Consider the following 14,028-nt stretch of genomic DNA (forward strand, 5'->3'; position numbering starts at 1 on the left):
TGCTGGCTCTACTTGCCGCCGGCGCCGAGGAAGCTCCTGAAGTAGGCGAAGTAGCCGGGGTGGTAGTGGCGCAGGCTTTCGCGCACCTCGACGTGGAGGTCCGGCAGCCGCTCGATGGGGAGGTTGGGCATCAGATGGTGCTCGACGTGGAAGTTGTTGCCGTTCGTGTACCAGGTCAGGAGCCGGTTGGACCTGATGGTCCGGGTGTTGGCGAACGGCGAGCGGTCGAGCGTGTCGCAGCGGAAGTGCTCGGGCAGCTCGATCAGGGCGTGCATCGGGGCCGCCACCAGGACCATCGGGAGCAGCCAGAGCCAGAGGGCCGCGGGGCTGGCGAACACCACCGAGAGCACGACGGCGACGAGCAGCGCGGTGACGGCCAGCAGGTGCTCGGCGCGGATGCGGCGGGTGTTGACGGCGCTCTCCCCGTCGAAGGTGCTGCCGCGCACCGCCTTCCCGACGCCGATCGCGAACTGCCAGTAGTGGAAGGCCATGGTGAAGCGGGCGAACCAGGTCAGCGCGGTGCCGACGCGGCTGCCGCGCTCGCCCTTGCCGTACTGGTCGCCGTAGTCGAAGAACTCGCGGTTGCCCGGGGTGCCGAGGTCGCGGTGGTGGCGCATATGGGCCACGCGGTAGGCGGTGAACGAGATCAGCATCGGCAGACCGAGCACCACACCCACCACGCGGTTGGCGCGCCGGCTGCGGTAGGCGAGGCCGTGCAGGGTCTCGTGCTGGAGTTCCGCGGCGTGCGCGAACATGAGCCCGATCAGGAGGACGCCGCACACTCGGAGAGATATCTGCGACTGGAGCGCCAGCCAGCATCCCGCGGCCGTGAGAACGGCGCAGACCAGCACTTTAAACGTGAATAATCGGCCGCGTATCTCACCCCGAATTGCGTTTCGCACTTCACGGATGGCTACTGCATCCATCGTCACTCGGGCGTCGCTTCCCGCCGCTCCGTCCACTGGGCGTCCCATTAATCCCCCTTCTCGACCGACAGCTGTCGGGAGCAATGAAGTGCGGGGCTGCGGTGGACGACTGCAGCCGTCTGCTTGGAAATCGCCACTGCCTGAAGGCAGGGTCCTGTGACGGAGATCTGCTTCATCTCTCCGGCGTTCCGAATACGCTCGATCTGTGGTGCGTCGGGAATCTCTAGGGCCAGGACAGCTGTATCTCCGGTACGCCAGTGGCGCACCCGCATGCCATCTTCATTGTGGTCGGCATCCGCAGTCAAGGCCCCCTTTCCGAACTCCGACATTCCGGTAGTACGTCACGGGGGCAGCAGCAGAATTCGGTGCAAAACGGGGCCGATCCGGTGTCTCGGGCAGGTTTCTGCGACCGCCGAAAATAAGCACTCGGGCATGTATAGTCTACGATTGCCCGAGCCAGATTCGTCACTCTCGGTATACCGAACGGAATCGGTACACCCCCTACGGGGACCTCGTACGGTTCCGTCTCTTCCCACGCAAAGCGCATCCGCGGACACCGGTCCCGCATCAAGGACGTCCTACGCCGCCATGCAGGCGAAAGCGGACGTCAACGGCTTGCTGGAGGATTCTTGGCTGCTGAACCATTACGCGACGTCGGGGCCTTGTTGGACATCTACCGGCAAGGGCTCGTCTTTCACAGCCTCGTTGCCGTGACCCGGCTCTCCATCCCCGACCGGATGGCGGACGGCCGACGCGACATCGCCGCCCTCGCGAAGGAGACGGATACCGACGAGGACGCGCTGCGGCGGGTGCTCGTGCTCCTCGCGGGCAGCGGGATCGTCGACCTCGACGCGGGCCGCGTCAGCGCCGAACTCACCGCGCGGGGCAAGGTGTTGTGCCGCAGCCACCCGATGTCACTGTGGGCGACGTTCGCCACGTTCGGCATCCCCGATGTCGGCAACGCGCTCACCGCGACCCTCAAGGACGGCGGGCCCGCCACCCGGCACGCCCTCGGCGTCGACTTCTGGGACCACCTGGCCAAGCACCCCGACCAGCAACTCGTCTTCGGCGAGGCGATGGCGGAGCAGGCCCGGCTCCTGACCCTGCCGTGCGTACCGCTCCTCGACTGGCCCGCCGAGGGCATGGTGGCCGACATAGCGGGCGGCATCGGCGTGCTGCTCGCCGACATCCTGGACGAAGTGCCGGACGCGCAGGGCATTCTCGTCGACCAGCCCGAGGTGCTCGGGCGCGCCCGCACCTATCTCGCGGAGCAGGGCGTCGACGACCGCTGCACGGTGCGGACCGGCGATCTGTTCGTCCCGCCGCCGCGCGCGGACGTCTACGTGCTCTCCCGGGTCCTGCACGACTGGGACGACGACAGCGTGGCCGCGATCCTCGACGCCGTGCGGCGCGGCGGCGACGACACGTCCGTGCTGCGGATCTTCGAAGACGTCCTGCCCGACGACGCCGTCCCCTCCGCCCTTCAGGGCTGGGCCGACGTCGCCATGCTCGCCCTCTACCACCGTGCGAAGGAACGGACGTTGCCGGAGTTCCGGCGGCTCCTGGAGCGCGCTGGCTGGGGTCTCGAACGGGTGGTGCAGGGCCCGCCCGGGATGTGCGTCATCGAAGCGCGTCCGCTCGCCGCTCCGTGAGGGCGGTGGGCGCAGCAGCACCGTCAGCGGACCGCAGACCCCGTGGACAAGGAGCATGGCCGTGATCGATCGAGACACCTATCCGCTGTGGAACAGCCCCAGCATGAGCGCCTATCTCACCACCTTGTCCCAGGAGAACATGCTGGTCGAGGGGCGCGGCGTACGGGTGCGCGACGCGGCGGGCCGCTGGTTCCTCGACGCCCGCTCGGGGCTGTGGAACGTCACCCTCGGCTATGACCACCCGCAGGTGACGGAGGCCATCGAACGGCAGCTGCGCACGCTGCCGTTCGCCAACATGGTCGGCTACGGCAGGCCGGGGGCGATCGCCGTGGAGGCCGCCGAGGCGCTGCTCCCCCACCTGCCCGTGCACATGAACAAGATCCGCTACTGCAGCAACGGCTCCCAGGCGGTGGAGACGGCCGTCCTGCTCTCGCGCTTCCTGCACCAGAGCGCCGGCGACCGGGAACGCCTCGCGGTCTTCGGCATGTGGCACGGCTACCACGGACTCGGCTCGGGCGCCGGTGCGGTGACCGGCATGTCGTACGTGCACGACCAGTCGGGGCCGCTGCTGCCGGAGGTCCACCACGTCGCCGGGCCGTTCGAGGGCGCGGCGGCCCCCGGCGCGGGCCTCGAACAGACCATCACCGCGTACGGTCCCGAGCGGGTGGCCGCGGTGGTCCTCGAACTCGTCGTGGGCGAGGGCGGGCACGTCCTGTCCGACGACTATCTGCACTCGCTCGAACGGTTCTGCCGCGGCCACGGCATCCATCTGATCGTCGACGAGGTCAGCACCGGCATGGGCCGCACCGGCGCTTTCACCCGTACCGAACAGGTCGGCATCCGCCCCGACGTCCTCACCCTGGGCAAGGGCCTGAGCGCCGGATACGCGCCGCTGTCCGCCGTGGTGCTCTCCGACGAGATCTCGGCCCGCCTCTTCGACCTCGACTTCGAGCAGAAGTTCCTGATCGGCTCGACGAACGACGGGCACCCCCTCGGCCTCGCCGCGTCGATGGCCGTCATCGACACCCTTGCCGACGGCGGCGTGCTAGAGAACGTCGACGAGATGGGCGCGCTGCTGCGGACCGGCCTGGAAGAGGTGGCGGCACGCCATCCGCACGTCGCGGCGGTGCGCGGCGAGGGTCTGATGCAGGCCGTCGAGATGGCGGTGGCCGAGGACGGGGCGCTGGCGGGCGGCGCGGTGGCGGACCATCTGCGCCTTGCGCTGGAGGAGCGGGGCGTGCTGGTCTCCTCGCTCGCCATGGTCCCGGCCATCATGATCATCCCGCCGTTGGTCGTCACCGCCTCCGACGTGGAGGAGATCGTGACCGCGCTGGACAAGGCGCTGGCGGAGATCCGGTACTGATCCCCTACGCACGAAGCGGCCCGGCCCACCCTCTCGGGGTGGACCGGGCCGCTTCGTGCGTACGGTCAGGCGTCCGGTCCCGCGATGAGGACCTGCGCCACCACGGCGAGCGACGGCGCGTGCAGCAACTCGTCGGGGGCGCAGTCGATGTCGTGGTGCGCGAGCCGTCCCCGCACGAACGGGCGCAAGGAGTCGGCGCGGGCGCTCGCCCCGGCCGCGCCGCGCGTGGCCGTGAAGAACACCGCGTCCCCGTCGAAGGGTTCGGGGCTGTGGCCGCGCAGCAGGGCGTCGGTGTGCCGCAGCGTCCGGGCGAGCGCGGCGACCCTGCCCTCGTCGAGCTCCGCCACGTCGGCCAGGTCGGCGGAGAAGTCCCGCAGGGCCGCGGTGACCCCGGCGACGGTCAAGGGCTCACCGGAAGTGTCCGGCACCGGGCAGTCGAAGCTGGCGAGGACCGCGCGGAGCGCCTCCTGTTCCGGCATCCCGTGCCCGGCCGGGTCCGGCCCGGCCGCCGCCGGATCGCCGTCCAGCAGGCCGAGGAATTCCACCTCCTCGCCCTGCTCCCGTAGTTTCACGGCCATCGCCTGGGCTGCCCGCGCGCCGAAGGACCAGCCCAAGAGGCGGTAGGGTCCGGCCGGTCGTACGGCGCGCACGGCGTCCACGTACTCCGCCGCGAGCTCCTCCAGGGTGCCCGGCAGCCCGTCCTCCTCGGTGAGGGCGCGCGCCTGGAGTCCGTACAGGGGTACGTCGGCGGGGAGATGGCCCGCGAGCCGCAGATACGCCCAGCTCTGCCCGTCGGCGGGGTGGACGCAGAACACCGGCGGCTTCTTGCCCGTCCCCCGCAACGGCACAAGGACGTCGTCGCGGTTGCGTACGGCCCCGCCGCCCAACTGCCGCGCGAGACCGGCCACCGTGGGGTTCGCGAACAGTTCACCGACCGACAGTTCACGGCCCAGCGTGGTCCTGATCCTGCCCAGGAGGCGGGTGGCGGAGAGCGAATGCCCGCCCAGGTCGAAGAAGTTGTCGTCGACGTCGACCTGGGGGACCTTCAGGATGCGGGCGAAGAGTCCGGCCAGGATCTCCTCGACCGCGGCGCGCGGCACCTGATGGTGGTCCGTGGCGGCCGCCGTGGGCTCGGGCAGCGCCTTGCGGTCCAGTTTGCCGCTGGCGGTCAGCGGCAGTTCGTCCAGGGCCACCACCTGGCTCGGCGTCAGATAGCCGGGCAGGCGGTCGCCGACCTCGGAGCGCACGGCGGCCGGGTCGAGGCGTCGGCCCGCCTCGGGTACGGCGTATCCGATCAGGCGCCGGTCACCGGTCGCGTCCTCGATCACCGTGGCCGCGGCCCTGGCGACGCCGGGGACCTGGCGGATCGCCGCCTCGACCTCGCCCAGTTCCACGCGGTAGCCGCGCAGCGAGACCTGGTCGTCGTTGCGGCCGACGAAGACCAGGTCTCCGTCGGGGGTCCAGCGGACCAGGTCGCCCGTGCGGTACATGCGGGTGCCCTCGGGACCGTAGGGGTCCTGCACGAAGCGCTCCGCGGTCAGTTCGTCCCGTCCGTGGTAGCCCTGTGTCACCCCGGCGCCCGCCACGTACAGCTCGCCGACGGCACCGACGGGCACCAGTTCGAGGCGCTCGTCGAGGGCGCGGACGCGGACGTTGCGCAGCGGCTTGCCGATCGGCGGCGCCTCGGCGTCGGCCGGTGAGAGGGGCAGGCTCATCGCGGTGGAGATGGTGGCCTCGGTGGGGCCGTAGCCGTTGATCAGCCGGCAGACCGGCGACCAGCGCCTGACGACGTCCGGTGACGACGCCTCACCCACGATGGTGATGGTGACGCCCGGGGGCAGGTCGTCCGGTGACATCACTTCGAGCACCGAAGGAGCGAGGACCAGGTCGTTGATGCCCGCCTCGTCGATGATCCTCGCGAGGTCGGGTCCCGGCGCCAGACGGTCGCTGTCGGCGATCACCAGCGTGCCGCCGACCAGCACCGACTGGGTCATCTCGCCCACGGACGCGTCGAAGCTCGCCGAGGCGAACTGCAGGGTGCGGCCGCCGGGCCCGGAACCGAGCCGGTCCAGCATGGCCCCGGTGATGTTGACGACGCCGCGGTGCGGCACCACGACTCCCTTGGGGCGCCCGGTGGAGCCGGAGGTGTAGATCAGGTACGCCGGGAGCCCGGCCTCGAACGGACCGGTGCGCTCCGCGTCCGTGAGGTCGTCCCCGGGCAGTCCGGCGAGGGTCCGGCGCAGACCGGGGTCGTCGAGGAGCAGGCTCTCGGCGTCGAGGACGTCGGCGAGGTGCGCGGTCGAGGTCTCCAGGAGCAGCAGCGCGGGCGAGGCGTCGGCCACCATGAAGGCGAGCCGGTCCACCGGGTAGGCCGAGTCGAGCGGCAGGAAGGCGGCACCGGTCTTCAGTACGCCGAGGACGGCCACCACCAGCTCCGGGGACCTGGACAGGGAAAGGCCCACCACGCTGCCGGGACCGATGCCGCGGGAGACCAGGTGCCTCGCGAGCCTGGCGGCCGCCGCGTTGAGTTCGCGGTAGCTGTGCGTGGCGCCGCCGTGCAGCTCGACCGCCGCAGCGTCCGGGGTGCGCTGTGCCCACTGTTCGACGAGGGTGTGCATCCCCACCTCGGGGATGTCCCTGACGGGCCCGGCGCCCCAGGTGAGCAGCTGCTCCCGCTCTTCGTCGCGCAGGAGGGGCAGGCCGCCGATCGTCGTCTCCGCGTCCGCGGCGGCTACGCCGTCCGCGAAGTGCAGGAAACGGTCGAGGTGGGCGTCGAGTTCGGCCGGCCGGCAGACGTCCGCGTTGGCGGCGGCGATGACCTCCATCGCTCCGTCGGCGGAGGTCTGGAAGAAGGTGAACATGAGGTCGGCGACCTCGCCGTGCGAGAGCGTGCGCAGCCGTGCCGTGGACCCGGCGAAGTCGAGGTCGTAGGAGAAGCCCATGACGTTCAACGCCGGTCCCCAGAGCCGCCGTTCGGTGCCGAGCAGGCCCAGCTCCCTGCTGAGCTCCTCCGAGGGGTAGCGGCTGCGCTGGAACGCGGCGCGCGCCTCGGCCCGGGTGTCCCGGAAGAAGGCGTCCAGCGTCGTGCCCGCGCCGGTGGCGATGCGCAGCGGCACGGGGTTGGTCAGCATGCCGGGGGTGTCCCGCTCGACCTTGGTCAGCCGCGCCGCGACCGGCATGCCGATCGTGACCTCGGGCGAGTTGGTCATCCGCGCGGTGTAGGCGGCGGCGATGCCGGTCGTCAACTCGACCCAGCTCACGGAGAATCGCTCGGCGGCCGCGCGCAGCCTCGCCAGGCGTGCCGGTGCCAGCGGGGCCCTGCGCAGCAGCCGGTCCGCGTCGCCCGCCGTGCGCCGTGTGACCAGGCGCACCGGCTCGGGCCGGTCGGAGAGCCGTTCCAGCCAGTACTTCCTGTCCCGCTCGCGGCGCGTCGACGCGAGGTAGGCCGTCTCGCTCTCGACCAGCATGCGGAAGGGCCTGAAGGGGTTGTCGTCGACGGTGCGGCCCGCCGCGAGTGCCGTGTACACCTGCGCGGTCCTGCGGTGGAGCACGCCCAAACTGCCGCCGTCGAGCAACAGATGGTGGACGCGGCGGTAGAGCGTGAACCGGTCGGCGGCCAGCTTGAACAGCGCCGTGGTGAAGGGCGGGGGCTCCGACAGCTTCACCTCCTTGGCCATGTCGGTGCGCATCCACGCCTCGGCCGCGGCGGCCGGGTCGGCCTCGGAGCTGACGTCGAAGTAGTGGGCCGGCGGCTGCGCCGACGCGTCGACGTACTGCGCGGGCCCGTCGGCGCTCTCCACGAACCGCAGGCGCAGCGCCTCCATCTCCGTGACGACCCGGCGGTGGGCCTCCTCGATCAGCGCGGGGTCCACGGGCCCCTCGATGTCGAGGCAGTCGGCGATGCTGTGGTGCGTGACGGTGGGTGCCAGAGCCTGCGCGAACCAAATTCCCCGTTGGGCGGCCAACAAGGGCAGCAGCTCGCTCGAGTGATCCGGAGTTACTTTGTCCTGCGGCCCCGGCATGAAGTCCCTCGCATTCGTCGTAATGCGGTCATGAGAAACACCTGGCACGTTTCCTGGGAACCCGAAGCTCTGCTCGGTCGATGCGGCCACGGACCGGAGATACCCGTTGACGTTGACCGGCCGCGATTTCGACGTCTTGGCGAGCTTGAGGCGAACGAAATTCGACTCTAGCAAGCACGGTCAGCGCCTGGGAAGAGGTCGAGATCACGGCAAACACCAACCTGCCTGGCATATCGACCAATAGGGGCGGTCAGTGGCGTTTGGGTGCCGCTACGGGGTCGTATGCCGCGGTCGTCGGATGCTTGCTGCTGTTCTGGGGAGCGGGTTACGATCCCGGCGTTCCACGGCTCTGCCAGGTATGTCTGCACGATGCGTCTTCGGACCGGAATATCGTCGGCCGGATGAGGCGGTTTCCGTGCCGCGCCACGGACCGTTTCCGCGAAATGGGCGGATGCGGAATCCGATGGCCCGCGGCGGCGCTCGCCCCTTTCCGCCCCGATGTCTTCGGGCGTCGGTTTCGACCACGAGGGGCACGCCATGAGTGACGCCACGAGTGAGCAGCATTCGACGAGGGAACGGCTGTACCGGACCATGCGGTTGATCCGCCGCTTCGAGGAGTACTGCATCAAGTTGGTGCGCTCCGGGGAGATCGCGGGCGGCATCCATCCCTACATCGGCCAGGAGGCCATCGCCGCGGGGGTGTGCGCGGCGCTGCGTCCCGACGACTACATCACCAGCACTCACCGGGGCCACGGCCACGTCCTGGCCAAGGGGGCCGATCCCGCGGGCATGATGGCCGAGTTGACCGGCCGGGTCACCGGTCTCAACAAGGGCCGCGGCGGCTCGATGCACGCGGCCGACGTCAGCCTCGGCATCCTCGGCGCCAACGGCATCGTGGGGGCCGGTGCCCCGATCGCGGCCGGTGCCGCCTGGGCCGCGACCCGGGCCGGTGAGGACCGGATCGCGGTCAGCTTCTTCGGGGACGGCGCGGTCAGCCAGGGCGTGGTCCTCGAATCGTTCAACCTGGCGGCGCTGTGGCAGTTGCCCGTCCTCTTCGTCTGCGAGAACAACGGATACGCCTCCACGCTCACCGTGGACGACGCGGTGGCGGGCACGATCGTCGGCCGGGCCGCCGCCTTCGGGATTCCCGCCGTCCAGGTCGACGGTTCGGACGCCGAGGCCGTCCTCACGGCCACGCGCGAGTACGGGGAGCGGGCCCGTTCGGGCGGCGGCCCCGCGCTCCTGGAGTGCACCGCGTACCGGTTCGACGCCCATCACACCTGGGAGCACCGGTCGTTCGTCCGCTACCGGACGCGCGAGGAGGTCGCGGAGGGACGCTCCCGTGACCCCCTGCTCATCCAGGCGGAGCTGCTGCCCGCCGGGGCCCAGGAGCGCATCGACCGTGAGGTGGAGGACGTGCTGGAATCGGCGCGCGAGTTCGCCCTGGAGAGCCCGAAACCCGACCCGGCCGACGCCCTCGACCATCTCTACGCCACCGGTCTGCGCCCGCGGGCGGGGGTGACGTCCCATGCCTAAGCTCTCCTACCTCGGCGCGCTCTCCCGGGCCCTCTCCGACGAGTTGGCCCGCGACCCCGCGGTCTGCGTCTTCGGCGAGGACGTGCGGGTCGGCGTCGCCAACATCACCAAGGGCCTGGTGGACCAGTTCGGTCCGCAGCGGATCGTCGACATGCCGCTGTCCGAGCAGGCGTTCACGAGTTTCGCGACCGGCGCCGCGCTCGTCGGACAGCGTCCGGTGATCGAGTTCCAGATCCCTTCCCTGTTGTTCCTCGTCTTCGAGCAGATCGCCAACCAGGCGCACAAGTTCTCGCTCATGACGGGTGGTCAGGCAAAGGTGCCCGTCACCTATCTGGTGCCCGGGTCAGGATCCCGGGTCGGCTGGGCGGGGCAGCACTCGGACCAGCCGTACGGCCTGTTCGCCCATGTCGGACTCAAGACCGTCGTGCCCAGCACCCCCTCCGACGCCTATGGCCTGCTCGTCTCGGCGATCAGGGACGACGACCCGGTGGTGGTGCTGACCCCGGCCGCCTCCTCGACGGACCGCGAGGACGTGGATCCGGCCGGGCTCGGCCCGATCCCGCTCGGCGTGGGGCGCGTGGTGCGCCCGGGTGCGGACGTCACGGTGGTGGCGGTGGGCCATCTGGTGCAGGAGGCCGTCTCGGTCGCCGACGAACTGGCGCCGGACCTCTCGGTCGAGGTCTTCGACCCCCGCACGATCTACCCGTTCGACTGGGCGGGTCTGGCCGCGTCCGTGGGGCGCACCGGCCGCCTCGTCGTCATCGACGACACCAACCGCTTCTGCGGCTTCGCGGCCGAGGTCGTCAGCACCGCCGCCGAGGAACTCACGCTCGTCGCACCGCCCCGGCGCGTCACGCGGCCCGACGGCACGGTGCTGCCGTTCGCCCTGGAACTCGACCGCGCGGCCCAGCCGCACCGGGACCAACTCGCAGAAGCGGTAAAGGGGGTGTGCCGGGCGGGGAAGCAGGGGCGCTGACAGCGGTACGTCGGTCGGCCAGCGCTACCCGGTCAGGTGCAGGGTGAAGTTCTCGTGGTCGCCCACGTACAACTCGCGGAAGCCGCGCGGGCTGCCGCCGGAGACGCCGGGGCTCCAGCAGCGGTTGAACGCCTGGTCGGGGACCTGGGTGACGTGCTGCCCCGCCCAGACCGGGCCGTTGTTCACCGCTTCGGCCAGGTAGAACCACATCGGGCTGTACTCGTTGACGTCGTTGGCGTAGACGAGGGCGCTGCGGCCCGGGTCGATGCCCCACCAGCCCATGATGTGCGGCCCGGTGTCGTGCGGGCAGCCGTTGTCGGAGAAGCCGATGGCCACGTAGACCCGCGTCCGGTACTGGTTGCTGATCGTCAGACCCACGGTCTCAGCCCTCCGGTCCGGGGGCCGGCGCCACCCACCCGCCCGCGCCTGGCTTGTGCCAGGCCTCTCCGTGAGTGCCGCGGAGTTCGGGGACCGGGAACTCCGCGGCACCGGCGGCTCCGCGGGCGAAGGGTTCGTCGCCCACGGCCCCGCGTGGATCGGCCGCCTGTTCCGGCCCCGGCGGACCGGGCTCCGTCACGGGCTCGGGCAGCCTCGCGCCGTGGTCGTCGTCCATCGGGCACCCCCTGCGCGGCCGTCCTCGGCGGCCCCTCTCCCGAGCATCGCTCACCGGCGCGCCTCGGGACAGCTCCCCGGGGTGACCGACATTCCTACGCCCCGGAGGCCCCTGCCCCGCGACCGGCCTGGTCCTGCTCCGGCTTCGGCGCCGACTCCGGCTTCGTGGCCACGACCAGGCGCCAGCGGGGGCTGCCGTCGGGGCGCCGCCCGAACTCCTCCAGGGGCTGGGTCCGTACGTCGAAGCCGGCCGCGGCCAGGTCCGCGCGCACGCCGCTCAGCGGGAAGGTGCGGTAGTACATGACGAAGCTCGGCCGCCACAGCGCGTTCCGTACCCGCATCGCACCGTCGAAGCCGAGCATCGCCCAGTACCAGCGGGAGCCGAACGGCTGCGGCGCGCCGACCGGGAACGCGAACAGGCCACCGGGGCGCAGCGCCCGGTACACCCCGGCGAAGAGCGCGGGCCGCTCGGCGGGCAGGAAGTGACCGAACGCCCCGAAGCTCACCGCCACGTCGTAGGCGTCGTCGAACGGCAGCGCGCGGGCGTCCGCCCTGACCCAGTCGACCGCGGGTCCCGGCGGCCCCTGCCTGGCGCCCTCCGCGGCCCGCGCCTCGGGTCCCGGCACGGCGTCCGCCGCCGCGGCCAGCATCCCCGCGCTGAAGTCCACGCCGGTGACCCGCTCGGTGCACAGGGGCACCAGCGCCTCGACGCCCGCGCCGGTCCCGCAGCAGACGTCGAGCCCCGCGCCGAAGGGCCCGAACGGCCGAAGTGCGTCGGCCGTCGACGTCAAGAACCGGCCGGGCGTACGGAAGGGGGTGTGGTCGAACTTCGGGGCGAGCAGGTCGTACCCGTGCTCGATGGAGGAGAGCGCCTGAACGGCCAGCTCACGCAGCGTGGGACCCTGGGAAGTGAACATCGGCTCCAGGGTAGCCAGGGGGTGGCCGGGGAGCGCCCCGGCGCGGCGGAACGGTGGCCGGTAACCGCCACGAGGTCTACCGGGGGTGCCACGGGTCGGGTAGAGCTGCACGTCTGCCCCAGACCCGACTTCCCATCCCGGAGGTACCCCATGGCCACAGAACGGCACAGGACGCGGACGGCATCGGGCAAGACCCGCTTCGACGACATCTACGACCGGCCGGACCCGCGCGACTACTTCCGGACGCTCGCGCCCTTCGAGTACGAGATACCGCAGCACGCGCAGGCGGTCTTCCGCCGCACGCGCGAGCTGCGCGCCGAGGTGCCCGGCGGCGAGGGGCCCGTGACGGTCCTCGACCTGTGCTGCTCGTACGGGATCAACGCGGCGCTGCTCAACCACGACCTCACGCTCGCCGACCTCTACGCGCATTACACCTCCGAGGAGGCGGCCGCGCTGTCCCGGCCCGAACTCATCGAGCGCGACAAGGAGTTCTACGCGTCACGGCGGCGCGCCGACGCCACTCCCGTGATCGGGCTCGACACCGCGGAGAACGCCACCCGCTACGCGCTGGACGTGGGTCTGCTGGACGAGGCGTATGCCGAGAACCTGGAGCGGCACCCGCCCAGCCCCGCGCTGCGGCGCGCGGTCTCCCGTACCGGCCTGATCACCGTGACCGGGGGCATCGGCTACATCTCGCACCGCACCTTCGACGCCCTGCTCGACTGCGCGCGGCTCCCGGTGTGGGTGAGCGCCTTCGTACTGCGGACCGTCCCCTACCGGCGGATCGCCGCCACCCTCGACGCGCACGGCCTCGGCACGGTCACGGACGGCGCGCGGACGTATCCGCAGCGGCTCTTCACCAGCGCCGACGAGCGGCGTGACGCCGTACGCCAGGTGATCCTGGCCGGCGAGGACCCGACCGGTCTGGAGTCGGAGGGCCGCTACCACACGCGGCTGCACGAGTCCCGGCCGCGCTCGGACTGAGCGCTCGCGGGATCCAGGTCGAGGACTACCGCTTCGCGGTCTCGCAGATGGCGCAGACCTCGCTGCGCTCGATCATCGGCAAGAGCGACCTGGACGACCTGCTGTCCAACCGCGAAAAGCTGAACCAGGGCCTTGAGCTGATGATCGACTCCCCGGCGATCGGCTGGGGCGTGCAGATCGACCGCGTCGAGATCAAGGACGTCTCCCTGCCGGAGACCATGAAGCGCTCCATGGCCCGGCAGGCCGAGGCGGACCGGGAGCGGCGGGCCCGGGTCATCAACGCCGACGCCGAACTCCAGGCGTCCAAGAAGCTCGCCCAGGCCGCGCACGAGATGTCCGAGGAGCCCGCGGCCCTCCAACTCCGTTTGTTGCAGAGCGTGGTGGCGGTCGCCACCGAGAAGAACTCCACCCTCGTCCTGCCCTTCCCCGTCGAACTGCTCCGCTTCCTGGAACGCGCCCAACAGGCCCTGCCCCAGCAGCAGGAGGCACCACGCGCCCAAGACCCAGCCTCAGCCACGGACTCCACCTCAAGCTCAGTCTCAGAGCGTCAGGACGAAGGAGGTACCCGGCCTGCCGTCGAGCACGATCTCGCCGGTGGGCACGAAACCGGTGCGGGTGAGCACGGTCCGTGATCCGGGGTTGTCGAGCGTCGTTGCGGCACGGAGTTCGCTCAGGCCGTACGCGGATACGGCGAGGTCACAGGCCTCGCGCACGGCGCGGGTGGCGAGGCCGCGCCCCGTGGCCCGCTCGGCGATCCGGTAGCCGAGTTCGGCGCTGCCCCCGGCCACGTCGACCAGGTTGACCCGGCCGAGCACCTCACCGTCCGCATCCACGAGTACGTGGAAGTAGCAGATGCCCTCCGCCTGCTCGGCGAGCAGGGCCGCGTGCCGCGCGTCGAAGTCACGGAAGTAGGCGTCACCCCGGTCGGGCACGGTCGCGGCGAAGTACGCTCGGTTGGCCTCCTCGAAGGCGCGCAGCGCGGGCGCGTGCTCGGGGCGCAGCAGGCGCAGTTCGGGGGATGTCGTGGGTGCGGGCATGGG

At 71.1% G+C, this 14,028-nt stretch carries 11 protein-coding genes and 1 pseudogene; 6 read left to right on the top strand and 6 right to left on the bottom strand.

Annotation, left to right across the window (positions count from 1 at the left end):
- Positions 1 to 8: 8 nt before the first annotated feature.
- Entirely contained in the window at positions 9 to 974 is a 966-nt protein-coding gene (locus tag ACIO9J_RS00915) for a fatty acid desaturase family protein (protein WP_401990425.1), read from the bottom strand.
- Positions 975 to 1,636: 662 nt separating this feature from the next.
- Between ACIO9J_RS00915 and ACIO9J_RS00920 the strand changes: the two genes are divergently transcribed.
- A complete protein-coding gene (locus ACIO9J_RS00920; protein ID WP_401990428.1) occupies positions 1,637 to 2,578 on the top strand; it encodes a methyltransferase in 942 nt (313 codons plus the stop codon).
- Positions 2,579 to 2,639: 61 nt separating this feature from the next.
- Positions 2,640 to 3,941 (top strand): aspartate aminotransferase family protein, encoded by a 1,302-nt coding sequence (locus ACIO9J_RS00925; protein WP_401990430.1) that lies wholly within the window; start codon positions 2,640 to 2,642, stop codon positions 3,939 to 3,941.
- Positions 3,942 to 4,006: 65 nt separating this feature from the next.
- Here ACIO9J_RS00925 and ACIO9J_RS00930 read toward each other — a convergent pair whose 3' ends face one another.
- Entirely contained in the window at positions 4,007 to 7,906 is a 3,900-nt protein-coding gene (locus ACIO9J_RS00930; RefSeq protein WP_401990433.1) for an amino acid adenylation domain-containing protein, read from the bottom strand.
- 594 nt (positions 7,907 to 8,500) lie between these two features.
- On the opposite strand from ACIO9J_RS00930, the gene ACIO9J_RS00935 reads away from it, so the two are divergent.
- Both ACIO9J_RS00935 and ACIO9J_RS00940 read left to right on the top strand, forming a co-directional pair.
- On the top strand, positions 8,501 to 9,499 hold the full coding sequence (locus ACIO9J_RS00935; protein WP_401990436.1) for a thiamine pyrophosphate-dependent dehydrogenase E1 component subunit alpha: 999 nt from the start codon (positions 8,501 to 8,503) through the stop codon (positions 9,497 to 9,499).
- Positions 9,492 to 10,475, top strand: coding sequence for an alpha-ketoacid dehydrogenase subunit beta (locus tag ACIO9J_RS00940; RefSeq protein ID WP_401990439.1), 984 nt, complete (start codon positions 9,492 to 9,494; stop codon positions 10,473 to 10,475). The genes ACIO9J_RS00935 and ACIO9J_RS00940 overlap by 8 nt, the downstream gene beginning before the upstream one ends.
- Positions 10,476 to 10,499: 24 nt before the next feature.
- Here ACIO9J_RS00940 and ACIO9J_RS00945 read toward each other — a convergent pair whose 3' ends face one another.
- The 3 genes from ACIO9J_RS00945 to ACIO9J_RS00955 form a co-directional block, all read right to left on the bottom strand.
- Positions 10,500 to 10,853 carry a DUF1036 domain-containing protein gene (locus ACIO9J_RS00945; protein WP_401990442.1) on the bottom strand — a complete coding sequence of 118 codons (354 nt, stop codon included), beginning with the start codon at positions 10,851 to 10,853 and terminating at the stop codon, positions 10,500 to 10,502.
- A 4-nt stretch (positions 10,854 to 10,857) separates the two neighbouring features.
- Positions 10,858 to 11,088, bottom strand: coding sequence for a hypothetical protein (locus tag ACIO9J_RS00950; RefSeq protein WP_401990445.1), 231 nt, complete (start codon positions 11,086 to 11,088; stop codon positions 10,858 to 10,860).
- 94 nt (positions 11,089 to 11,182) lie between these two features.
- Positions 11,183 to 12,004 carry a class I SAM-dependent methyltransferase gene (locus ACIO9J_RS00955; RefSeq protein ID WP_401990448.1) on the bottom strand — a complete coding sequence of 274 codons (822 nt, stop codon included), beginning with the start codon at positions 12,002 to 12,004 and terminating at the stop codon, positions 11,183 to 11,185.
- 150 nt (positions 12,005 to 12,154) lie between these two features.
- Here ACIO9J_RS00955 and ACIO9J_RS00960 point away from each other — a divergent pair, with 150 nt between their 5' ends.
- Together ACIO9J_RS00960 and ACIO9J_RS00965 are read left to right on the top strand one after the other, a co-directional pair.
- Positions 12,155 to 12,988, top strand: a complete 834-nt coding sequence (locus tag ACIO9J_RS00960) for a hypothetical protein (protein WP_401990450.1) — start codon at positions 12,155 to 12,157, stop codon at positions 12,986 to 12,988.
- Positions 12,989 to 12,999: 11 nt separating this feature from the next.
- Positions 13,000 to 13,462: pseudogene (locus ACIO9J_RS00965) on the top strand (SPFH domain-containing protein); the annotation flags it as partial.
- A gap of 65 nt (positions 13,463 to 13,527) precedes the next feature.
- Here the strand turns inward: ACIO9J_RS00965 and ACIO9J_RS00970 are convergent.
- Positions 13,528 to 14,025: a GNAT family N-acetyltransferase gene (locus ACIO9J_RS00970; RefSeq protein WP_401990453.1), complete on the bottom strand. Its 498-nt coding sequence runs from the start codon at positions 14,023 to 14,025 to the stop codon at positions 13,528 to 13,530.
- Positions 14,026 to 14,028 lie beyond the last annotated feature (3 nt).

The organism is Streptomyces sp. NPDC087300 (assembly GCF_044744425.1).
In the GTDB taxonomy this organism is placed as follows: domain Bacteria; phylum Actinomycetota; class Actinomycetes; order Streptomycetales; family Streptomycetaceae; genus Streptomyces.